The organism is Azospirillum formosense, from assembly GCF_040500525.1.
Taxonomy (GTDB): Bacteria; Pseudomonadota; Alphaproteobacteria; order Azospirillales; family Azospirillaceae; genus Azospirillum; species Azospirillum formosense_A.
This window is the reverse complement of the sequence record NZ_CP159402.1, coordinates 122,092-141,968: the sequence shown is the minus strand read 5'-3', so window position 1 is coordinate 141,968 and position 19,877 is coordinate 122,092. Positions and strand designations below refer to the sequence as shown.

Below are 19,877 nucleotides of genomic sequence, written 5' to 3'. Positions count from 1 at the left end.
ATCCGCGGTTTGGAAATTTTTATCTGAAACGGTTGCGTCCGCCAATTTCCGGGGCAGGATGGAGAAACCGGCACCCGGTTCCCGCATTCCGATAAGGCGCGTCACTCCATGGCCTCCCCCCGCCGCAAGCGCACCGGCGCCGACCCCGCCGCGCCGGTGCTGCATCTGACCCGCTTCCTGCCCTACCGCCTGTCGGTGCTGTCCAACACGGTCAGCCACACGGTGGCGAAGCTGTACGAGAAGCGATTCGGCATCACCATCCCGGAATGGCGGGTCATCGCCGTGCTGGGCGGTGGCGAGACGCTGAGCGCCGGGGAGATCGCCCAGCGCACCGCCATGGACAAGGTGCAGGTCAGCCGGGCGATCAGCCGGATGCTCGATTCGGCGCTGATCCTTCGCGAATCGGGCGCCACCGACCGCCGCAAGGCGCAGCTGACCCTGACGCCCAAGGCGCTGGCGATCTACACGGAGATCGTCCCCCTCGCGCTCGCCTACGAGCGGGAGCTGACCGGCGCGCTGACGGAGGAGGAGATGGCCCAGCTCGACGGCCTGCTGGCCAAGCTCCAGGCCCAGGCCGACGCGCTGGCCGCCCGCCCCGCCGCCCAGGCCCCGGACGCGGACGCGGACGCGGGCGGGCCGCCTACGCGAAGTCCTTGAAGCTGTCCGCCGCCGCGCGGTCGTAGCCCTGGCTGGCGCGCAGGAGCTGGCGCGTGTAGTCCTCCCGCGCCGCCCCCCGGCGCAGGGAGTCCACGTCCATCTCCTCGACGATGCGGCCCCGGTTCATCACGGCCAGCCGGTCGCACATGGTGGCGACGACCGCCAGATTGTGGCTGACCAGCACGTAGGTCAGCGCGTGCTCCGCCCGCAGCCGCTTCAGCAGGTTGAGGATCTCCGCCTGCACCGACACGTCGAGCGCCGAGGTCGGCTCGTCCAGCAGCAGCACGCGCGGCTCCAGCACCAGCGCGCGGGCGATGGCGACGCGCTGGCGCTGGCCGCCGGAGAGCTGGTGCGGGTAGCGGAAGCGGAACTGCGGTCCCAGCCCGACGTCGCGCAGCACCCGGTCGATCCGCGCGTCGGCGTCGCGCAAGCCATGGATGGCGATGGGTTCGGCCAGGATGCGGTCGATGGTGTGGCGCGGGTGCAGCGAGCCGTAGGGGTCCTGGAAGACCATCTGGCAGGACTTGAAGAAGCCCTTCTCGCGGCGGCGGCTTTGCGCGGCGCCGGCCACGGCGATGGACCCGGTCCAGTCGTGGTTCAGCCCGACGACGGCGCGCAGCACGGTGGACTTGCCCGAGCCCGATTCGCCGACCAGCCCGAAGCTCTCGCCCTCCCGCACGGTGAAGGACACCCCCTGCACGGCGGCCACGGCGTCGGCGCCATGGCCGAAGGTGACGCGCAGGTCCTTGACGTCGATCATGCCTCAGCCCTCCAGCCAGGACGGGTCGCGGGTCAGAACCGGCAGCTCCGCCCGCGTGTCGTCCAGGCGCGGCAGGCTGTCGAGCAGGCCGCGGGTGTAGGGATGCGTCGCCGCGTGCAGCTCCGACGCGCGGCAGGTCTCGACCACACGGCCGGCGTACATGATGAGGATGCGGTCGCAGAAGGACGCCACGAGGTTCAGGTCGTGGCTGACGAAGATCATCCCCATGCCGCGGCTGGAGCACAGCTCGTCCATGATCGCCAGCACCTGCATCTGCACCGTCACGTCGAGCGCCGAGGTCGGCTCGTCGGCGATCAGCAGGTCGGGGTTGGGGATCAGCATCATGGCGATCATGATGCGCTGGCCCATGCCGCCCGACACCTCGTGCGGGTAGAGGCCGTAGACGCGCTCCGGGTTGCGAATGCGCACGGCCTCCAGCATCTCCAGCGCGCGCCGCTTCGCCTCCGCCGTGCCGGCGCTGGAATGGACGCGGTAGGCCTCGGCGATCTGGGCGCCGATGGTCATCACCGGGTTCAGCGAGAATTTCGGGTCCTGCATGACCATGGAGATGCGCCGCCCGCGGATGCCGCGCAGCCGCTTCTCCGGCAGGGTCAGCAGGTCCTCGCCCTGGAAGCGCAGCCGGTCGGCGGTGACGACGCCGGGCGCCGGGACCAGCCGCAGGATGGCCCGCCCGGTCATCGACTTGCCGGAGCCGGACTCGCCGACGATGCCCAGCTTTTCCCGCCCGACGGTGAAGGAGACGCCGCGCACCGCCTGCGTCACGCCCGTCCGGGTGGGGAAGGAGATGCGGAGGTTCTCGACCTCCAGCAAAGGTGTTTCGCTCATTGGCCTTTCGGGTCCAGAACGTCGCGCAGGCCGTCGCCCAGCAGGTTGAAGCCCAGGCTGACCACGAAGATGGCGATGCCGGGCATGGTGGCGACCCACCACTGCTCCAGCACATACTGGCGCCCGGTGGCGATCATCGCGCCCCACTCCGGCGCCGGCGGCTGCGCGCCGAGGCCGAGGAAGCCCAGCCCCGCCGCCGTCAGGATGATCCCCGCCATGTCCAGCGTCACCCGCACGATCAGCGAGGAGGAGCAGAGCGGCACGACGTGGCCGAGGATGATCCGCGGCGTCGAGGCGCCCTGGAGCCTTGCGGCGCTGATGAAGTCGCTCTTGCGGATGGTGATCGTCTCGGCCCGCGCGATGCGGGCGTAGGGCGGCCAGCTGGTGATCGCGATGGCGATGATGGCGTTCTCGATGCCCGGCCCCAGCGCCGAGACGAAGGCCAGCGCCAGGATCAGCTTGGGGAAGGCCAGGAAGATGTCGGTGACGCGCATCAGCGCCCCGTCCACCCAGCCGCCGAGATAGCCCGCCACCGTCCCGATCAGCAGCCCGGCGACCGGCGCGGTCACCGCGACCAGAGCCACGATCATCAGCGTCAGGCGGGAGCCGTAGAGGATGCGCGACAGGATGTCCCGCCCGAAGGCGTCGGTGCCCAGCCAGTGCGCCGCGCCGGGCGGCAGCAGCCGCTGCGACAGGTCCTGGGCGTAGGGATCGTAGGGGGCGAGCAGGGGGGCCAGCGCCGCCATGAGCACCAGCAGCAGCACGATGCCCAGCCCGATCATGGCCAGCCGGTTGCGCGAGAAGGCCAGCCAGCCCAGATAGACCCGGCCCAGCCGGGCCTGCCCGCGGGACCGCGGCGTCTCCGCCGTCAGCCACGCCCGCATTCCGCTTTCGGTGGTGTGAGTTTGTGCGGTCATCGCGCCCCTCATCGCGCACGGGGATCGAGAAGGCGGTACAGCAGGTCGGACAGCAGGTTCAGGCCGATGAAGACCGCCCCCACCACCAGCGTGCCGCCCAGCACCGCGTTCATGTCCGCCGACAGCAGGGAGTTCGTGATGTAGAGCCCCAGCCCCGGCCAGGCGAACACCGTCTCCGTCAGCACCGACCCCTCCAGCAGCGAGGCGTAGGACAGCGCCACCACCGTGGTCAGCGGCACCGCGATGTTGCCCAGCGCGTGGCGCCAGATCACCCGCGCCTCGGACATGCCCTTGACGCGGGCCGTCGTGATGTATTCCTGGCGCAGCTGGTCCAGCATGAAGCTGCGCGTCATGCGGGCGATGTAGGCCACGCTGTAGAGGCCGAGGATGCCCGCCGGCAGCACCAGATGGTGCAGCGCGTTCCAGAACACGTCGGTCTCGCCGGCCAGCAGCGCGTCCGCCGTGATGACCCCGGTCACCGGATCGACCAGCCCCTCGTAGAAGACATCCACCCGGCCCGGCCCCGGCGCCCAATCGAGCCGCGCGTAGAAGACCAGCAGCGCCATCAGCCCCAGCCAGAAGACCGGGATGGAATGGCCGATCAGCCCGATCACCCGGATCAGATGGTCCGGCCAGCGCCCGCGATGGACGGCGGCCATCACCCCCGCCGGAATGCCCAGCAGCACGCCGATGATCAGCGCGGCGGTCGCCAGCTCCAGCGTCGCCGGGAAGACGCGCAGGATGTCCTCCAGCACCGGGCGGGAGGTCAGCACCGAGGTGCCGAAATCGCCCTGGAGCACGTCGCCGACATAGCGCAGGAACTGCTGCCACAGCGGCAGGTCCAGCCCCAGCTCCTGGCGGACGCGGGCGTAGGTGTCGGCGGACACGCGGTCGCCGACCACGGCGATCACCGGATCGATCGGCACCACGCGCCCGATCAGGAAGGTGACGAGCAGGAGGCCGAGGACGGTCAGCGCCACCGAGACGAGCAGACCCGCCCCGCGAATCGCATGACGCCGCCCCGGCATCCCCGGTCGTTTCAAGATAGCGGCCAAATTTCACCCTAACGCAGCGTCAAAAAACCTCTCCCCTCTGGGGAGAGGGGAGGGTGAGGGGGTCTCGCGACTCCCGTACGTCCGGCAAAAGCCCATCCCCCTCGCCCCAACCCTCTCCCCGCTTTCGGCGGACCAAAGGTCCGCCTGTCGCGTCAGCGCAAACTTCGTTTGCGCGTGAGCGGAGGGGAGAGGGAACGAGGCGCTGGGGAAGAACACGCGCCTTACTTCTTGCTGACCTTCCAGTAATAGTTGCTGTCGAAGCTCGGCCCCCAGACCAGCCCCTCGACGTTGCTGCGCTCCGCGATCACCTCGGTCTGCTGGAACATGATGACGAAGGGCGACGTCTCCAGCACCTCACGCTGAAGCTCCTGGTACATGGCGGCGCGCTTGGCGGTGTCGCGCTCCTCGACCGCGGCGGCGGTCTTCTTGGTCAGCTCGGGGATGTCCCAGGCGTTGCGCCAGGACAGCGGCTTGGCCTTCGCGTCGTCGGCGTTGTCCGGGTTGGCGGCGAAGGTGTCGGCGTTGGTGTTCGGGTCCTGGTAGTCGGCGCCCCACTGGTAGAGCAGCGCCTCGTGGTTGCGGGCGCGGTACTTGGTGACCACCTGCTTGCCGTCCGCCGGCAGCAGGTTGATCTTGATGCCCGCCGCCGCCGCGCTGCCCTGGATGGCCTGGGCCATGTCCATGCTGGGCGAGGTGTTGCGGACGTCCATGGTCACCGTGATGCCGTCCGGATAGCCGGCTTGGCGGAGCAGCTCCTTCGCCTTGGCCGGATCGTACGTGTACGGGTTTTCCTCCAGCGCGCCGAGGAAGCCCTTGGGCAGGAAGGCCTGATGGACGGTGCCGAGGCCGTTCATGATGGTCTTCGCCATGCCGTCGTAGTCCACGGCGTACTTGAAGGCCTTGCGCACGTCGGGCTTGGCGAGAACCTCGTTCTTCTGGTTCAGGCCGAAATAATAGAGCGTGCCCTTGGGCGCCTGGACGATGCGGATCTTGTCGTTGCCGCGCAGCGGCTCGAACTGCTCCGGCTTCAGGTTGCGGGCCACGTCGACGTCGCCCTTCTCCAGCAGCAGGCGCTGGGTCGCCGGCTCCGCGATGTGGCGGATCAGCACGCGCTTCACGGCGGGGGCGCCGTCCCAGTAATTGGCGTTGGCCTCCAGCGACAGAAGCTCGCTGGCCTTCCACTGGCGCAGGATGAAGGGGCCGGACCCGGCGGAGTTGGACTTCAGGAAGGCGGCGCCGAAGTCGCCGTTGACCTCCTTGCTCTTGACCAGCTTCGAATCGACCACGCCGGACACGTCGGCGGTCAGGCAATAGAGCACGAAGGTCGGGGCGTAGGTCTTGTCCGTCTCGAACACCAGGGTGCGCGGGTTGGTCGCGCGGACCTTCTGGTCGACGTTCTCCGGCGTCAGGCCGAACTGGGTCAGGATGAAGGCCGGACCCTTGTTCATCTTCACGGCGCGCTGGAGCGAGTAGGCCACGTCCTCCGCCGTCAGCGGGTTGCCGGAGTGGAACTTGATCCCGTCGCGGATGGTGAAGGTGAAGGTCTTGCCGTCGTCGGAGACGGTCCAGCTTTCCGCGACCTGCCCGTGGATCTTGCTGACGTCGTTGACGTCGAATCGGATCAGCCGGTCATAGACCTGGGCGCCGTATTCGGCTCCCGACAGCTCGAAAATCTCGCCGGGATCGAGCGTCACGATGTCGTCGAACTGCCACGCCATGACCAGCGTGTCCTTCGGCGTGTCGGCCAGGACCGGCGTGGCCGCGAGGCCGAAGGAAAGACCGGCGGACAGAATGGCGGCGCCGGCCAGACGGCGCGCGAGCGTGTTCATGGTTCCCATACTCCCTGCGTGATCCCGGAACGACCCCGGACGGGGCGAATTCTCTTTGGAATTCTTAGCGGTTAACGGCCGGATGATCCGGCGGCGCGGGTTCCCCTGTCAAGCGGGCGGCGGTCATAGCGGCCTGCGTGATCGAACGCGAATGCCTTAACCCGGTCCGCGCCCCTGTCCAGGATGTGTCCGGGATGTGTCCGGGATGGGCTTGCCGATCCCGCCCTCCCGTCCACATCACTGGCAAATCGATGGAGGACCCATGGACCAGGACCGCGAGAACGGCCAGTCGCGCGTGCCCAAGCCGCCGAGCCGCGACGAGGTGGAGAAGATCAGCGACGCGCAGCGCTACATCACCGACGACTGGACCGGCGACGGGGGAAAGCCGGACGGCAAGCCCGCGGACGACAGCGAACATTGAGTCGGCGAACATCGAGGCAGCGAACGTTGTGTCCGGGGCCGTGCCCGCGTAGCCTCGTCCACCGACGACCACACGCGCGGGAACGACCACGATCGGAAACGACGGAAAGCCGGTGTCCAAGGAGGGGCTGCGCCAGCATCTCGCGGCCTACAACACGCAGTCGCGCGGCTCGAAGGAATTCGCGGCGATCCCGCGCGCGCTGGTCACCGTCTGCGACAACCTGAAGGCCGGCAAGACCACCTACGTGAAGTGCCTGGACGGCCAGTTGCAGCTGTCCCGGCGCAAGGACAACAGCGTCCAGGCCGCGTAGCCCCCCGTCACCCCTCCCCCTTCACCGGAAAATCGAACCAGGGCAGGCGCAGGAACTCGTGCTCCCGCAGCCGTGGCGTCCGCCCGCGCCGCGCCCAGTCGTGGAGGACCGCGTAGGGCGCCGCCTGGTCGAGCGTCCAGGCAGCCCGGCCCCGGTCGAAGAACCAGCCGATGTAGGCGCGGACGAGGCCGAGGAACTCCCGTCCCGCCGCGGTCGGCGCGACGCCGAGGAAGCTGACGATGATGTCGTCGAACGGCCCGCGGGCGCGGCGGTCGCGCATGATCGCGAGGTCCCAGCCCGCCCCCTCGCGCAGGTCCGGCGAAAGCGGCGCCGTGCAACGGGCGTCGATGTCGGTGATGAAGACCGGCGTCCCCGTCCGCTCCAGCAGGTCCCGGGCCACGAAAAAACGCGCGCAGGCGTAATAGGTCGTCTCCGCCCCCGGCGCGTGGACGGACAGGTCGATGCGCTCCAGGGACCAGGACAGCCGCCCCGGCTGAGCGGCGCAGCGGCGGTCCAGGTCGGCGCGATCCTCCGCGCCGGGGTTGACGATATGGACATGCACGCGGTCGCCCGCCGGGTCCTTGAGGGCATGGGACAGGAACCAGCCGCCGAAGCGCCGCCAGTAGCCGGAATCGACGCTGACCAGCAGGACCGCCCCGCCTTCGGCCGCGGGCGGAACCGGCATCGACCGCTCCCCCGCCTCGGCGATGCGCGGCCGGTACGCGGCCAGCGCGGCGAGGAAGACCGGGCGCGCATCGACCTGCCGCCATTTCGCCGCCTGCGGGTCGGCGCGGATGGCCTCCTCCGACCAGCCGCGCAGACAGCGCCGGGCGAGGCGCGAGGCGGTCACCAGCCGCCCCCGGCGGTAGAGGCCATGGGCGATGCAGGCCGCCGCCGCGCCGTCCCCCGGCGCGCGCCGCAGCCGGTCCCGCGCCCGCTGCGCGACCCGCTCCAGCCGGGCGTCGTCCAGCATGCCGCGGTGGATGGTCAGCACGGCGGTGCGGAACAGCGCAGCCTCCGCGATCTCCCCCGCCCCGCGCTCCAGCGCCGCCAGGAACAGGTCGAGCGCGCGGGCGAGCGGTTCGCCCCAGCTCGCCTCAGGGCGGTCGGCGCGGGGAAACTCCGGCAGGGCGCCGCTGGCCTGCAACGTTGCCATGGCGAGGTTGCTCAGCGCCGCCCCGTCGTCCGGTCGCAGCCGCGCCGCCCGGCCGTAGCCCGTCACCGCCCCATCGGCCTCCCCCGCCACCAGCCGTGTGCGCCCCACCACCGCCCAGGCGTCGGCGCTGTCCGGCGCCAGGGCCAGGGCGTGGGCCAGCCAGCGCGCCGCCCCACGGGTCGCCCCCGGCTCCGCCCCTCCGGCCAGCAACCGCCCCGCCGCCAGCGCCGCCGCCCCATAGCCGGGATCGATCCGCAGGGCCGCGCGGAAGCAGCCCACGGCCTCCCTCATCCGGCCGAGATCGCCGAGGGCCAGCCCCCGGTTGAAGGCCGCCTTGGCCCGCGCCGGCTCCAGCGCCAGGGCGCGCGCGTGCTGCCCGGCCGCCCGCGCCGCGTCCCCGGCGGTGCGGCGCAGGCTGCCCAGATTGTCGTGATAGTCCGCCGCCTCCGGGGCGAGCGCGATGGCCTGGGCGATCAGCGGCAGCGCGTCCTCCACCCGCCCGGTCTGGCCCGCCAGCACGCCCAGCAGATGCAGCGCGTCGGCCTGCCGCGGGTCGGCGTCGAGGATCGCCCGGTAGACCCCGGCGGCCTCGCCCAGACGTCCGGCCCGGTGGTGGCCGATGGCGATGGCGTAGGCTTCGGACAGGCTGACCATGACGACTCCGGGCTGCGCTTGCGACATGACGCCCGCTTGCGCAGGCGCGCCGTCCCTCTACCATCGCGGGGCATGAGAACCGATCCCGACGGCCTTCCCCATCATGACGACCGCCGCGCCCTGGCGGAAGCCCTGCGCGCCGCTCTGACGCGGCGCTGTCCGGACGCCGACGGCGATCTGACCGCGGCCATCGGGGCCATGGCGGCCAGCCGCTTCTTCGGGGTGCGCTTCCGCGCCGAGGGCAACGCCGCCGGCGCCTGGGTCGCCCGCCGCCCCAACCCCGACGTGTTCGAGGTCTGGGAGCCCGTCGGCGGCGCCTGGGGTTTCGTCGAACGCCTGCCCGACCCGTCGCTTTACCAGCCGACGCCGGAGGGCACCGCGCGCATCGCCGCCAGGGCGCAGGCGGCCATGGCCACGGTGGCCGCCGCCGGCCGGCTGGCCCACGCCCTGGCCGCCGGGATCGAGCCGGACGACGAGTAAGGAAACATCAGGCGGTGGCGAACAACCCGCCGTCCTCCGGCCCGTCCGTTCCGTCATCGGCGTTCGGGTCGCCCAGCGCCGTCTCCCAGCCCAGCGTCGGCAGCGCGATGCTGCGCGTGTTGCCCAGCCCGCTGCGCGTGGCGATGAAGCCGCGCTGCTCCATGTAGGTCAGCAGCCGCCGCGCCCGCCCGCGCGACCGGCTGCCGCAGGCGCGCGCCACCTCGGCGTCCGACGGGCAGGGCAGATGGTCCAGCGCCGCGCGGGCCAGCAGCAGGAAGACGACCTGGATGTCCTCCGGCAGGGTGGCCGCGACCTGGGTCGCCTTCTCCCAGGCGGGATTCTCCTCGGTGCCGTCCCCGGCCCCGGCGCGGGCCGCCGCCAGCTTGCGCCGGAAGGCCGGCAGTTCCAGAAGCTCGCCCCGCACCCCCTGCGTCCGGCAGCGCACCAGGAAGTCCTGATAGAGCACGGCGATGGAGCGGTAGGGCGCCTCGGGATCGGCCAGCACCTCGCGCAGGATCGCCTCGTAGGCGGCTTTGCGCTCCGCCGCCTGCTCCGGGGTTTCCGGCTCCTCCAGGGGCAGCGCGGGGGCGGCGTCCTCGCTTTCCGGCTCCGCCGGCAGGGGGCGCGGGCGGGCGAGCTGGGCCAGCAGGTCGGCGCTGGCGCTGGTCGAGGGGCGGCGCACCGGCAGGCGCGGCGGTTCCGGCTCGCCCGGCTTGAAGATCAGCTCCCGCGCGTCCTCCAGCGGGGTGTCGGGCAGCGGCATCAGCTTCGGGCTGCCGGCCCGCCCCTGCGTCTCGACGGCGCCGATGCGCAGCGGCAGCGGGCGGCGCGAGACGGCCGGGCCGAGCGCGATGAAATGGCCGCGCTCCAGATCGCGGAACATCTCCGCGGTGCGGCGCTCCATGCCCAGCAGATCGGCGGCGCGGGCCATGTCGATGTCGAGGAAGGTGCGGCCCATCAGGAAGTTGGAGGCCTCCGCCGCCACGTTCTTGGCCAGCTTGGCGAGGCGCTGCGTCGCGATCACCCCGGCCAGACCGCGCTTGCGGCCGCGGCACATCAGGTTGGTCATGGCGCCCAGCGAAACCTTGCGCGCCTCGTCCGACACCTCGCCGGCGGCCGACGGGGCGAAGAGCTGCGCCTCGTCCACCACCACCAGCATGGGGTACCAGTGGTCGCGGTCGGCGTCGAACAGCCCGCCCAGGAAGGCCGCGGCGTGGCGCATCTGCATGTCCGCGTCCAGCCCCTCCAGGTTCAGGACGACGGAGACGCGGTGCTGGCGCACGCGGGCGGCGACGCTCTGCAGGGCGGCCTCGCTGTGCTCGTCGGCGTTGACCACGATGTGGCCGAAGCGCTCGGCCAGGGTCACGAAGTCGCCCTCGGGGTCGATCACCGCCTGCTGCACCCAGCGCGCGCTCTGCTCGATCAGGCGGCGCAGCAGGTGCGACTTGCCGGAGCCGGAGTTGCCCTGCACCAGCAGGCGGGTCGCCAGCAGCTCCTCGAGATCCAGCATCGCCGACGCCTCTGCCGCGCCAGCCGTCATGGCCGTCCCCATGTCGATGCCGACCTTCATGCCCCGCCGCCCCCCAGATCCATCATCGTCTGCGTTGAAGCGCACCCCTATAGCGCAAAGCGGGGCCGCGGTGCGAAGGGCATTTTGGATCGCCTTCTCCGGACAAAGACCGGATTTGTCACGAAACCGAAAAGATCATCCGCTACAAGATCGGGTTAGCCCGTGATGAACATGGACAGCCGGCGGTGGACGAAACCATGGCCTCGGTGCCAGCAGAAGAATGGGACGATCGCTGCGGCGCCCCGGCGGGGAGCGTCCGCAAGGTCCCGTTGCCGGCGGAATGGACCACCCTGCTGGCCGGGCTGTCGGTCGCCTTCCAGCCCATCGTGCAGATGCGCACCGGGCGCTGCCACGGCATGGAGGCGCTGCTGCGCGGCCTGGAGCGCAGCCCCTTCGCCAGCCCCAACGACCTGCTGGACGCCGCCTGCATGCAGGGCCTGCTGGCCGAGGTCGAATGCGCCCTGCACGCCAAGGCGGTGGCGGCCTTCCGCGCGCTGGACAACTGGCCGAGCGCCAAGCTGTTCCTGAACATCGATGCGCGGGTGGTCGGGGTCGCCGGCTCGCCCTGGCTGGCCCCCTTCGCGCTTGACGGCGGCGCGCTGAACGGCGGCGCGGCCGACCCGCGCCTGACCGTCAGCCTGGAAATTTCGGAACGTCGCGAGCTGCGCCCCGACCACAGCATTGAGCAGGCCATCGACCGCTACCGGCAGGCCGGCATCGGGGTGGCGCTGGACGATTTCGGCGTCGGCTTCGCCGGGCTGCGGCTGCTCTACGAATCCAAGCCCGACTATCTCAAGATCGACCGCTACTTCATCGACGGCATCGACCAGGACACGCGCAAGCGGGCCATCGCCCACGCGCTGGTCGGCTACGCCCACGCGCTCGGCATCCTCATCATCGCCGAGGGGGTGGAGACGGAGAAGGAGTTCCACACCTGCCGCGATCTCGGCTGCGACTTCGCCCAGGGCTACCTGATCGCCCGGCCGAGCCTGGATCTGCGCGCCGTGCCCGAGCGCTACGGCATCGTCGAGGCGTTGAACCGCCGCGACCGCCGCAAGCCGAACGAGGCCCGCCTGCGCCTGTCCGAGGTGATCGAGCGGCAGCCGCCGCTGGCCGTCACCTCCCCGAAGACCGAGCTTCTGGAGTATTTCCGCGGCGACAACAGCCCGTCCATCGCCCCCATCGTGGACCGCCAGCAGCGTCCCCTGGGGCTGATCCGCGAACGCGACCTGAAGCGCTACGTCTATTCCCGCTTCGGCAGCGAGCTGCTGCGCAACAAGGGGCTCGGCGACACATTGCTGGAACTGGTGGTGAAAAGCCCGGTCTGCGACATCTCCACCCCGCTCGACCAGGTGATCGAGGCCTTCTCGGCGGAGGCGGCCAGCGACGGCATCATCATCATCGAAGGCGGCGAGTATGCCGGCTTCCTGTCCAGCGGCGCGCTGATCCGGCTGGTCCACGAGCGCAACCTCGCCATGGCCGCGGACCAGAACCCGCTGACCCGCCTGCCCGGCAACGCCGCCATCGTGCGCCACATCGAGCGCGCCCTGCAGGAGCAGGACCGTGGGCATGTCCTGACCTATCTCGACTTCGACAACTTCAAGCCCTTCAACGACCGCTTCGGCTTCCGCCAGGGCGACCGCGCCATCCTGATGTTCAGCGAGCGGCTGAAGGCCTGGGCGTCGGGCAACGGCGGCTTCGCCGGCCACATCGGCGGCGACGACTTCTTCGTCGCCCTCAGCGGCACCGGGGAGGAGGATGCGCTCGCCCGGGTGGCGGACCTCGTCGCGCAGTTCCGCTCCGACGCCGAGAGCCTCTACGATCGGGAGGCGCGGGAGGCCGGCTGCTTCGAGGGCAAGGACCGTTACGGCGCGGTGCGGCATTTCCCTCTGCTGTCGGTGAGCGGCGTCGCCGTGGTGCTGGCTCCGGGGCCGCACCGCCTGACCCCCGACGCGATCAACACCGCCATCGCCGGCCACAAGGCCATCGCCAAGGAAAGCCCCGACAGGCTCTGCACCGTCCGCCTCCCCGCCTGATCGCGGCGGGCCGGAAGGCCCGTCCCTATTCCACCGCCTGGCGCAGCGCGGCGGCGCTCGCCCACGGGGCGAGCGGCAGGGCGCCGGCCAGAAGGCCGCCCAGAAGAAGCAGATGCGGGCGCGGGGTCAGGCCGTTCAGCGCGGCGTCGATGGCCCCGGCGCCGAAGATCAGCACGGGGATGTAGAGCGGCAGGATCAGCAGCGACAGCAGCACGCCGCCGCGCCGGGCGCCCAGGGTCAGCGCCGCCCCGATGCTGCCGATCAGGCTGAGGATCGGCGTGCCGACCAGCAGGGTCAGCACCAGAACCCCGAATCCCTCCGCGTCCATGTTCAGCAGCAGCGCCAGCAGCGGGGCGGCGGCGATCAGCGGCAGGCCGGTCACCAGCCAGTGGGCCAGCGTCTTGGCCAGCACCACCGCCTCCATCGGCAGGGTGGACAGCGACAGCAGCTCCAGCGAGCCGTCCTCGTAGTCGTTCTGGAACAGCCGCTCCAGCGACAGCAGCGAGGCGAGCAGGGCCGCCACCCAGATCACCCCGGCGGCGATGCGGGCCAGGATGTTCGGCTCCGGCCCGACGCCGAAGGGGAACAGCACCACGCACAGAACGAAGAACATCACGGCGATGCTGGCGTCCGACCCTTGGCGCAGCGCCAGCCGCAGGTCGCGCCCGATCAGGCGCAGGAAGCGGGTCACGCCGCGTCCTCCTCTTCCAGAACGTCGTCGTCCCCGTCATGGGGGACGGGGGTGAAGTCGTCGAGATGCAGCTCTCCGGCGCCGGGCATGGCGATGTCCACATGGGTGGAGACGGCGACCATGCCGCCGCCGGCCCGGTGCTCCGCGATGATCTCCTCGAACAGGGCGATCGCCGCGCGGTCGAGCGCCACGGTCGGCTCGTCGAGCAGCCAGAGGGCGGCGGGGGCGGCGATGATGCGGGCGAGGTTCAGGCGCCGCTTCTGCCCCGCCGACAGGTAGCGCCCCGGCACGTTGGCGATGTGCGGCACGCCCAGGCGGTCGAGCGCCTTCAGCGCGTTGCCCCGCGGGTCGGCGGCGCCGCCCAGCGTGGCCCAGAAGGACAGGTTCTCCACCGCGCTCAGCACCGGCTTCACCGCGTCGAGATGGCCGACGTAATGGATGCGGCCGCGGTGGGCGTCGGGATCGTCGGTCACCGGAACGTCGTCCCAGGACAGCCGGCCGCGAATCGGCTTGAGCAGCCCGGCCATGACGCGCAGCAGGCTGGACTTGCCGCTGCCGTTGGGGCCGAGCAGGAACAGCGCCTCGCCCGGCGCGATCCGGAAGTCCAGCCCGGTGAAGACCAGCCGGTCGCCACGAAGGCAGGTCAGCGCGGAACCGGCGAAAACGGGCATGGCGGCGGGCGGGCTCTTGCGGTGGACGGGGCGGGGGAGCTATAGCACAGCCCGTCCGGGTGCCAAAAAGAAACGGCCGCACAAGAGGTCGGGCCAAAAAAGAAACGGCCCCAAAAAGAAACGGCCATCGCAAGGGGGTTCTTGCGATGGCCGCCGATCCAGCCGGGGCCTGGCTGGGGGCGCCGGAAAACCGGAGCCCTGATCGTCGCTTAGGGGCCGGACCGCAGGGGTTCACAGATCCGGCCAGCCACTTCATGCCCTAAGGCTCCCTCCGGTTTAGGGCCAGAAAGTGGCGAAATTTTGATCCGGGGATTGTCCCTTTCCATTCCAGGGCATTGCCCGGGCGGAGCGGAGCGGGCATTCATAGGCGCCCTTGCCCTTCGCGGCTCAACCGGACCGGGTGCCCGCCATGACCCTGCTGATCGACCTGTTCAACGGCCTTCCCGACATTGCCCGCATCATGCTGATGCTCAGCGTGGTGGCGGCGTCGGGGCTGGCGCTCGGGCAGATCAAGGTGCGCGGGGTGGGGCTGGGCATCGGCGGGGTGCTGTTCGCCGGAATCGCCGCGGGGCACGTCGCCAAGGCGCTGGGCCTGACCTTCGACCATCACGTCCTGCATTTCATGCGGGAGTTCGGGCTGATCCTGTTCGTCTACACCATCGGCGTGCAGGTCGGCCCCGGCTTCTTCGCCGCCCTGAAGAAATCGGGCCTGACGCTGAACCTGCTGGCCGCCTCGCTGGTCGGGCTGGGGGTCCTGGTGGCGGTGGCGATCCACGAGATCGGCGGGGTGCCGCTGCCGGCGGTGCTCGGCATCTTCTCCGGCGCCGTCACCAACACGCCGTCGCTGGGGGCCGCTCAGGAGATGCTGCGCGAGGTCGGTGCCACGGCGGCGGAGATCAACACGCCGAGCCTCGGCTACGCCGTCGCCTATCCCTTCGGCATCGTCGGCATCCTCATCACCATGGGGCTGATCCGCGTCGTCTTCCGCATCGACCCGGCGGCGGAGGCCGAGGCCTTCGAGCGCAGGCGCCGCGCCCAGGTGGAAACCCTGGAGACGCTGGACGTCGCCGTGCGCAACCGGTCGGCGATGGGACTGCCGCTGCGCGAGATGGCGCTGTTCGGCGACCAGGGGGTGATGGTGTCCCGCCTGCTGCGCGAGGGGCGGCTCCAGGTGCCGCACCCGGACACCTGCCTGCGCGCCGGCGACGTCGTGCATCTGGTCGGGCCGCGGGTGAAGCTGGAGGCGGCGAAGCGGCTGCTCGGCGAGGCGGCGGAGGTCACCCTGACCACCAAGGGCACCGACATGCGCTGGGACCGGCTGGTCGTCACCAACGAGCATGTGCTGGGCAAGGCCATCGGCCAGCTCGACCTCGCCGACGCCTACGACGTGGTGGTCAGCCGGGTCAATCGGGCGGGCGTGGAGCTGGTGCCGAGCCCGGCCCTGCACCTGCAGTTCGGCGACATCGTGACCGCCATCGGCAAGCCGTCCGACCTGCAGCGGGTGGCGGCGCTGATGGGCAACTCGGCGCGGCGGCTGCAGCAGGTGGAGTTCGTGCCGGTCTTCATCGGCATCCTGCTCGGCGTGCTGCTCGGCTCCATCCCCTTCTACATTCCGGGCATGCCGGCGCCGCTGAAGCTGGGTCTGGCCGGCGGGCCGCTGGTGGCGGCGATCCTGCTGGCGCGCATCGGCCACATCGGGCCGTTGGTCTGGTTCATGCCGCCGGCCGCCAACATGGCGCTGCGCGAGATCGGCATCGTCCTGTTCCTGGCGGTGGTCGGGCTGATGTCCGGCGACCGCTTCGTGGAGACGCTGGTGCATGGCGACGGGCTGCTGTGGATCGGCTGCGGCGTGCTGGTGACGCTGATCCCGCTTCTCGTCGTCGGCTTCATCGCGCGGGCCTTCGCCCGGCAGAACTACCTGACGATCTGCGGCCTCCTGTCCGGGAGCATGACGGACCCGCCCGCGCTCGCCTTTGCAAACGCAATGAGCGCATCGGAGGCTCCCGCCCTCGCCTATGCCACTGTTTACCCTATGGTTATGTTTCTGCGTATCCTTGCGCCGCAGTTGATCGTCCTGTTCCTCTGGTAGGAGGGCAACCCGGCGGGAGCGCTTCCCACGGGATCGGCGGGCGGTCTGTCCTCGCGTGGGGAGACGCGGCCATGCACGCGCTCATCGATCTCTTCCTGGCCATGCCGCCGATCGCGCGCGTGGTGTTCATGCTGGGCGTCACCTCCGCCCTGGGGCTGGCGCTCGGGCACATAAGGCTGCGCGGGGTCGGGCTGGGCATCGGCGGCGTGCTGTTCGCGGGAATCGCGGTCGGCCACGTCGCCAAGCAGGCCGGGGTGACGCTGAACGCCGAGATGATGGAGTTCATCCGCGACTTCGGCCTGATCCTGTTCGTCTACACCATCGGCATCCAGGTCGGCCCCGGCTTCTTCGCGGCGCTGAAGAAGTCCGGGCTGGCGCTCAACGGGCTGGCGCTGCTGATGGTGGGGTCGAGCATTCTGCTGACCGCCCTCCTGGTGCTGTTCGACCTCGTGCCGCTGGGCTCCGGCCTCGGCGTCTTCGCGGGTGGGGTGACCAACGCCCCGGCGCTGGCCGCCTCGCAGCAGGTGCTGAAGGAGGTCGGGGCCGACGCCGCGGTGATGGCCCTGCCCGGTCTGGCCTTCGCCGTCACCTACCCCTTCGGCATCGCCGGAAACCTGCTGGCCATGGCGGTGGTGCGGATCGCCTTCCGCATCGACCCGCAGGAGGAGGCCAGGGCCTTCGAGGCCGCCCGGCGCGCCGAGGTTGCGGCGCTCGACACCATGGACATCGCCGTCACCAACCCGGCCCTCCGCGGGGTGCGGCTGGGCGACCTGACCCTGCTGCCGAGCCTGGGGGTCTGCGCGTCGCGGCTGCTGCGCGGCGGCCAGCTCCGCGTGCCCGGCGAGGACACCCGGCTGGAGGAGGGCGACGTGCTGCACATGGTCGGCCCGCGCCCGAAGCTGGAGCAGGTCCGCCTGCTGATGGGGCGGGAGGCCGACGTCCGACTGACCACCAAGGGCAGCGACCTGAGGTGGGAGCGCATCGTCGTCACCGCCAACCCGGCGCTGGGCAAATCCATCGCCGCGCTGAACCTGAAGGGGGCGTGCGACGTGGTGGTCAGCCGCGTCAACCGCGCCGGCGTGGAGCTGGTGCCCAACGCCGCGCTGAAGCTGCAGTTCGGCGACATCCTGACGGTGATCGGCAAGCCCGGCGACCTCAAGGCGGCGGCCCGCATCATCGGCAATTCCGAACGGCGGCTGCAGACCGTGGAGATGATCCCGGTCTTCGTCGGCATCACGCTGGGCGCGCTGCTGGGCGCCGTCCCGCTGTTCCTGCCGGGCATGCCGGCGCCCTTGCGGCTGGGCATGGCCGGCGGGCCGCTGATCGCCGCCATCGTGCTGGCGCGCATCGGCCACATCGGGCCGCTGGTCTGGTTCATGCCGCCCGCCGCCAACCTCGCCCTGCGCGAGATCGGCATCGTCCTGTTCCTCGCCGTGCTGGGCATCGCGTCGGGCGACCGCTTCGTCGAGACGATGGCGAGCGGCGCCGGGCTGCCCTGGATGGCCTGGGGCGTCTTGGTGACCCTCGTGCCGCTGCTGCTGACCGGGCTGCTGGCGCGCGGCGTGATGAAGCTGAACTTCCTCAGCGTCTGCGGCGTCCTGGCCGGGGCGCAGACCAACCCGCCGGGCCTCGCCTACGCCAACGCGGTGGTCGCGTCGGAGGCGCCGGCGCTGGCCTACGCCACCGTCTACCCGCTGGCCATGTGCCTGCGCATCCTGGCGCCGCAGCTTCTGGTGCTGATGCTGTGGTGAAAAACCCGCCGGCTTCCCCCGCCGCGCGGTTGCCCCGGGGCTCGCAAAATCCGCGTTGCGGGAGAGTGTCCGGCGGTCTAGCCTAGCGGCACCGTCCAGGGTTGGGCGGTCCAGACCGTTTCCCGCCCCCGTACCCCGCCGACAAGCCCCGCATGCACCGACACCCGCCCACGAATCCCAACGCCCCCGAAGCCGTCCTCGTCGAGAATGTCCACAAGCGCTTCGGCCCGCTGGAGGTGCTGAAGGGCGTCTCCCTGACCGCGCGCGAAGGCGACGTCATCACGCTGATCGGCTCATCCGGCTCCGGCAAGAGCACGCTCCTGCGCTGCATCAACATGCTGGAGGTGCCGGACGAGGGGCGGATCGTCATCGGCGGCGAGGCCATCGGCCTGAAGAAGGCGCGCGGCGGCCAGACCGTTCCCGCCGACTCCCGGCAGGTGGACCGCATCCGCACCCGGCTCGGCATGGTGTTCCAGAGCTTCAACCTCTGGACCCACATGACCATCCTGGAGAACGTCATCGAGGCGCCGGTCCATGTGCTGGGCGTCCCGAAGGCGGAGGCGGTGGACCGCGCCCGCAAGCTGCTGGACAAGGTGGGCATCCTGGCCAAGGCCGAGTCCTACCCGGTGCAGCTGTCCGGCGGGCAGCAGCAGCGCGCCGCCATCGCCCGCGCGCTGGCCATGCAGCCCAAGGTGATGCTGTTCGACGAGCCGACCTCCGCGCTCGACCCCGAGCTGGTGGGCGAGGTGCTGCTGGTCATCCGCCAGCTCGCCGAGGAGGGCAACACCATGATTCTGGTGACGCACGAGATGGGCTTCGCCCGCGAGGTCGCGTCGGAGGTGGTGTTCCTCCATCAGGGCCGGATCGAGGAGCGGGGGCCGCCCGACCGGGTTCTGGTCAATCCGGAATCGGACCGCGTGCGACAGTTCCTGTCGCGCCACCTGTCCGGCGGCGGCTGAATCGGTCGCGCGAAGTCGGCCCGCTCAATTCCCTTGACTGACGCTGTAAAACCGTAAACCTCAGAGCCTGCCCGAGCATAAGAGCCATCCATAAGGGCATCAGAACAGAGGAGGTTTTCCCGTGAAGAAGATCGTTGCGGCCCTGGCGCTCGGCGCCATCGTTGCGGTCGCCGGCGCCGCCGCCGAGGCCAAGGACTGGAAGAAAATCCGCATCGCCACCGAGGGCGCCTACGCCCCGTGGAACGCGACGGACCCGTCGGGCAAGCTGATCGGCTTCGAGCCGGACCTCGCCCTGGAACTCTGCAAGAAGATGAAGGCCGAGTGCGAGATCGTCGCCCAGGATTGGGACGGCATGATCCCGGCCATCCAGCAGGGCAAGTACGACGCCATCATGGCGGCGATGTCGATCACCGACGAGCGTGAGAAGGTCATCACCTTCGCCGGCCCCTACGGCACCGAGCCGTCGATGTTCGGCACCATGAAGACGTCGCCGCTCGCCAAGGCGACCTTCCCCGGTGAGCGCTACGACCTGTCCAAGGACGACCCGAAGGCCGCCATCGCCGCCCTGGCCGACGCGCTGAAGGGCAAGACGGTCGGCGTTCAGACCTCGACCATCCAGGCGAACTTCATGGAGAAGCTTCTGCCGCAGGTCGCCGTCCGCACCTACGACAAGCTGGACAACGCCGGCATCGACATGGCCGCCGGCCGCGTTGACGCCATCTTCGGCGACCGTTCGGCGGTGGACGCCATCCTCAAGGCGGACGCCGGCAACGGCATGACCCTGTTCGGCCCGGCCTTCGCGCGCGGCGTGCTGGGCAAGGGCGTGGGCGTGGGTCTGCGCAAGGCCGACGGCGACCTGAAGGAGCTGTTCAACAAGGCCATCGCCGAGGCCAACCAGGACGGCACCATCACGAAGCTGAGCACCCAGCACTTCGGCTACGACATCTCGATCAAGTAAAGCCCTATCGCAGCAAGGGACGTCCCCCTCTCCTCCGTCGCGGGGGGAGGGGAACCCGGTTCGGAGC

General features: G+C 70.6%; 18 protein-coding genes. 9 read left to right on the top strand and 9 right to left on the bottom strand.

Annotation, left to right across the window (positions count from 1 at the left end; genetic code table 11):
• Nucleotides 1-108 precede the first annotated feature (108 nt).
• Nucleotides 109-657 (top strand): MarR family winged helix-turn-helix transcriptional regulator, encoded by a 549-nt coding sequence (locus tag ABVN73_RS00665; RefSeq protein ID WP_353858481.1) that lies wholly within the window; start codon nt 109-111, stop codon nt 655-657.
• On the opposite strand, the gene ABVN73_RS00660 is transcribed toward ABVN73_RS00665, so the two are convergent.
• The 5 genes from ABVN73_RS00660 to ABVN73_RS00640 all read right to left on the bottom strand — a co-directional run bounded on the left by ABVN73_RS00660 (nt 641) and on the right by ABVN73_RS00640 (nt 6,064).
• Entirely contained in the window at nt 641-1,417 is a 777-nt protein-coding gene (locus tag ABVN73_RS00660; RefSeq protein ID WP_353858480.1) for an ABC transporter ATP-binding protein, read from the bottom strand. The two genes, ABVN73_RS00665 and ABVN73_RS00660, sit on opposite strands and share 17 nt — an antisense overlap.
• A 3-nt stretch (nt 1,418-1,420) precedes the next feature.
• Nucleotides 1,421-2,263 (bottom strand): ABC transporter ATP-binding protein, encoded by an 843-nt coding sequence (locus ABVN73_RS00655; RefSeq protein WP_353858479.1) that lies wholly within the window; start codon nt 2,261-2,263, stop codon nt 1,421-1,423.
• On the bottom strand, nt 2,260-3,180 hold the full coding sequence (gene nikC / locus ABVN73_RS00650; protein WP_353858478.1) for a nickel transporter permease: 921 nt from the start codon (nt 3,178-3,180) through the stop codon (nt 2,260-2,262). The genes ABVN73_RS00655 and nikC overlap by 4 nt, the downstream gene beginning before the upstream one ends.
• Before the next feature lie 8 nt (nt 3,181-3,188).
• A complete protein-coding gene (locus tag ABVN73_RS00645; protein ID WP_353858477.1) occupies nt 3,189-4,208 on the bottom strand; it encodes an ABC transporter permease in 1,020 nt (339 codons plus the stop codon).
• A 248-nt stretch (nt 4,209-4,456) separates the two neighbouring features.
• Complete coding sequence (locus ABVN73_RS00640) at nt 4,457-6,064, bottom strand: ABC transporter substrate-binding protein (protein ID WP_353858476.1); 1,608 nt, start codon at nt 6,062-6,064, stop codon at nt 4,457-4,459.
• Between the two features lie 262 nt (nt 6,065-6,326).
• Here ABVN73_RS00640 and ABVN73_RS00635 point away from each other — a divergent pair, with 262 nt between their 5' ends.
• Nucleotides 6,327-6,485, top strand: coding sequence for a hypothetical protein (locus tag ABVN73_RS00635; RefSeq protein ID WP_353858475.1), 159 nt, complete (start codon nt 6,327-6,329; stop codon nt 6,483-6,485).
• Nucleotides 6,486-6,597: 112 nt separating this feature from the next.
• The gene (locus ABVN73_RS00630) at nt 6,598-6,795 is read left to right on the top strand and encodes a hypothetical protein (RefSeq protein WP_353858474.1); all 198 of its coding nucleotides are present in this window, start codon (nt 6,598-6,600) and stop codon (nt 6,793-6,795) included.
• Nucleotides 6,796-6,802: 7 nt separating this feature from the next.
• On the opposite strand, the gene ABVN73_RS00625 is transcribed toward ABVN73_RS00630, so the two are convergent.
• Nucleotides 6,803-8,632, bottom strand: coding sequence for a tetratricopeptide repeat protein (locus ABVN73_RS00625; RefSeq protein WP_353858473.1), 1,830 nt, complete (start codon nt 8,630-8,632; stop codon nt 6,803-6,805).
• Nucleotides 8,633-8,677: 45 nt separating this feature from the next.
• On the opposite strand from ABVN73_RS00625, the gene ABVN73_RS00620 reads away from it, so the two are divergent.
• A complete protein-coding gene (locus ABVN73_RS00620; RefSeq protein ID WP_353858472.1) occupies nt 8,678-9,085 on the top strand; it encodes a hypothetical protein in 408 nt (135 codons plus the stop codon).
• A 7-nt stretch (nt 9,086-9,092) separates the two neighbouring features.
• Here ABVN73_RS00620 and ABVN73_RS00615 read toward each other — a convergent pair whose 3' ends face one another.
• Entirely contained in the window at nt 9,093-10,655 is a 1,563-nt protein-coding gene (locus ABVN73_RS00615; RefSeq protein ID WP_353858471.1) for an ATP-binding protein, read from the bottom strand.
• A gap of 197 nt (nt 10,656-10,852) precedes the next feature.
• On the opposite strand from ABVN73_RS00615, the gene ABVN73_RS00610 reads away from it, so the two are divergent.
• Nucleotides 10,853-12,691 (top strand): bifunctional diguanylate cyclase/phosphodiesterase, encoded by a 1,839-nt coding sequence (locus ABVN73_RS00610; protein ID WP_353858470.1) that lies wholly within the window; start codon nt 10,853-10,855, stop codon nt 12,689-12,691.
• Between the two features lie 25 nt (nt 12,692-12,716).
• Here the strand turns inward: ABVN73_RS00610 and ccmB are convergent, their stop codons facing one another.
• Both ccmB and ccmA read right to left on the bottom strand, forming a co-directional pair.
• Nucleotides 12,717-13,382: a heme exporter protein CcmB gene (ccmB, locus tag ABVN73_RS00605; RefSeq protein ID WP_014238686.1), complete on the bottom strand. Its 666-nt coding sequence runs from the start codon at nt 13,380-13,382 to the stop codon at nt 12,717-12,719.
• Nucleotides 13,379-14,053 (bottom strand): heme ABC exporter ATP-binding protein CcmA, encoded by a 675-nt coding sequence (ccmA, locus tag ABVN73_RS00600; RefSeq protein WP_353858469.1) that lies wholly within the window; start codon nt 14,051-14,053, stop codon nt 13,379-13,381. Before ccmA ends, ccmB begins: the two co-directional genes overlap by 4 nt.
• 409 nt (nt 14,054-14,462) lie before the next feature.
• On the opposite strand from ccmA, the gene ABVN73_RS00595 reads away from it, so the two are divergent.
• The 4 genes from ABVN73_RS00595 (at nt 14,463) to ABVN73_RS00580 (ending at nt 19,810) form a co-directional block, all read left to right on the top strand.
• Nucleotides 14,463-16,142 (top strand): putative transporter, encoded by a 1,680-nt coding sequence (locus ABVN73_RS00595; RefSeq protein ID WP_353858468.1) that lies wholly within the window; start codon nt 14,463-14,465, stop codon nt 16,140-16,142.
• Nucleotides 16,143-16,213: 71 nt separating this feature from the next.
• Nucleotides 16,214-17,893, top strand: coding sequence for a putative transporter (locus ABVN73_RS00590; RefSeq protein ID WP_353858467.1), 1,680 nt, complete (start codon nt 16,214-16,216; stop codon nt 17,891-17,893).
• Between the two features lie 152 nt (nt 17,894-18,045).
• Nucleotides 18,046-18,852 carry an ATP-binding cassette domain-containing protein gene (locus ABVN73_RS00585; protein ID WP_014238681.1) on the top strand — a complete coding sequence of 269 codons (807 nt, stop codon included), beginning with the start codon at nt 18,046-18,048 and terminating at the stop codon, nt 18,850-18,852.
• Nucleotides 18,853-18,973: 121 nt separating this feature from the next.
• The gene (locus ABVN73_RS00580; protein ID WP_353858466.1) at nt 18,974-19,810 is read left to right on the top strand and encodes a transporter substrate-binding domain-containing protein; all 837 of its coding nucleotides are present in this window, start codon (nt 18,974-18,976) and stop codon (nt 19,808-19,810) included.
• The last annotated feature ends 67 nt before the right edge of the window (nt 19,811-19,877 follow it).

Bases quoted from the DNA above. Each gene is read 5' to 3' on its own strand.
- ABVN73_RS00625 (WP_353858473.1), bottom strand. From the start codon at position 8,632: ATGTCGCAAGCGCAGCCCGGAGTCGTCATGGTCAGCCTGTCCGAAGCC.
- ABVN73_RS00635 (WP_353858475.1), top strand. From the start codon at position 6,327: ATGGACCAGGACCGCGAGAACGGCCAGTCGCGCGTGCCCAAGCCGCCG.
- ABVN73_RS00665 (WP_353858481.1), top strand. From the start codon at position 109: ATGGCCTCCCCCCGCCGCAAGCGCACCGGCGCCGACCCCGCCGCGCCG.
- ABVN73_RS00660 (WP_353858480.1), bottom strand. From the start codon at position 1,417: ATGATCGACGTCAAGGACCTGCGCGTCACCTTCGGCCATGGCGCCGAC.
- ABVN73_RS00595 (WP_353858468.1), top strand. From the start codon at position 14,463: ATGACCCTGCTGATCGACCTGTTCAACGGCCTTCCCGACATTGCCCGC.
- ABVN73_RS00610 (WP_353858470.1), top strand. From the start codon at position 10,853: ATGGCCTCGGTGCCAGCAGAAGAATGGGACGATCGCTGCGGCGCCCCG.
- ccmA (WP_353858469.1), bottom strand. From the start codon at position 14,053: ATGCCCGTTTTCGCCGGTTCCGCGCTGACCTGCCTTCGTGGCGACCGG.
- nikC (WP_353858478.1), bottom strand. From the start codon at position 3,180: ATGACCGCACAAACTCACACCACCGAAAGCGGAATGCGGGCGTGGCTG.
- ABVN73_RS00620 (WP_353858472.1), top strand. From the start codon at position 8,678: ATGAGAACCGATCCCGACGGCCTTCCCCATCATGACGACCGCCGCGCC.
- ABVN73_RS00590 (WP_353858467.1), top strand. From the start codon at position 16,214: ATGCACGCGCTCATCGATCTCTTCCTGGCCATGCCGCCGATCGCGCGC.
- ABVN73_RS00640 (WP_353858476.1), bottom strand. From the start codon at position 6,064: ATGAACACGCTCGCGCGCCGTCTGGCCGGCGCCGCCATTCTGTCCGCC.
- ABVN73_RS00615 (WP_353858471.1), bottom strand. From the start codon at position 10,655: ATGAAGGTCGGCATCGACATGGGGACGGCCATGACGGCTGGCGCGGCA.
- ABVN73_RS00585 (WP_014238681.1), top strand. From the start codon at position 18,046: ATGCACCGACACCCGCCCACGAATCCCAACGCCCCCGAAGCCGTCCTC.
- ABVN73_RS00655 (WP_353858479.1), bottom strand. From the start codon at position 2,263: ATGAGCGAAACACCTTTGCTGGAGGTCGAGAACCTCCGCATCTCCTTC.
- ABVN73_RS00645 (WP_353858477.1), bottom strand. From the start codon at position 4,208: ATGCCGGGGCGGCGTCATGCGATTCGCGGGGCGGGTCTGCTCGTCTCG.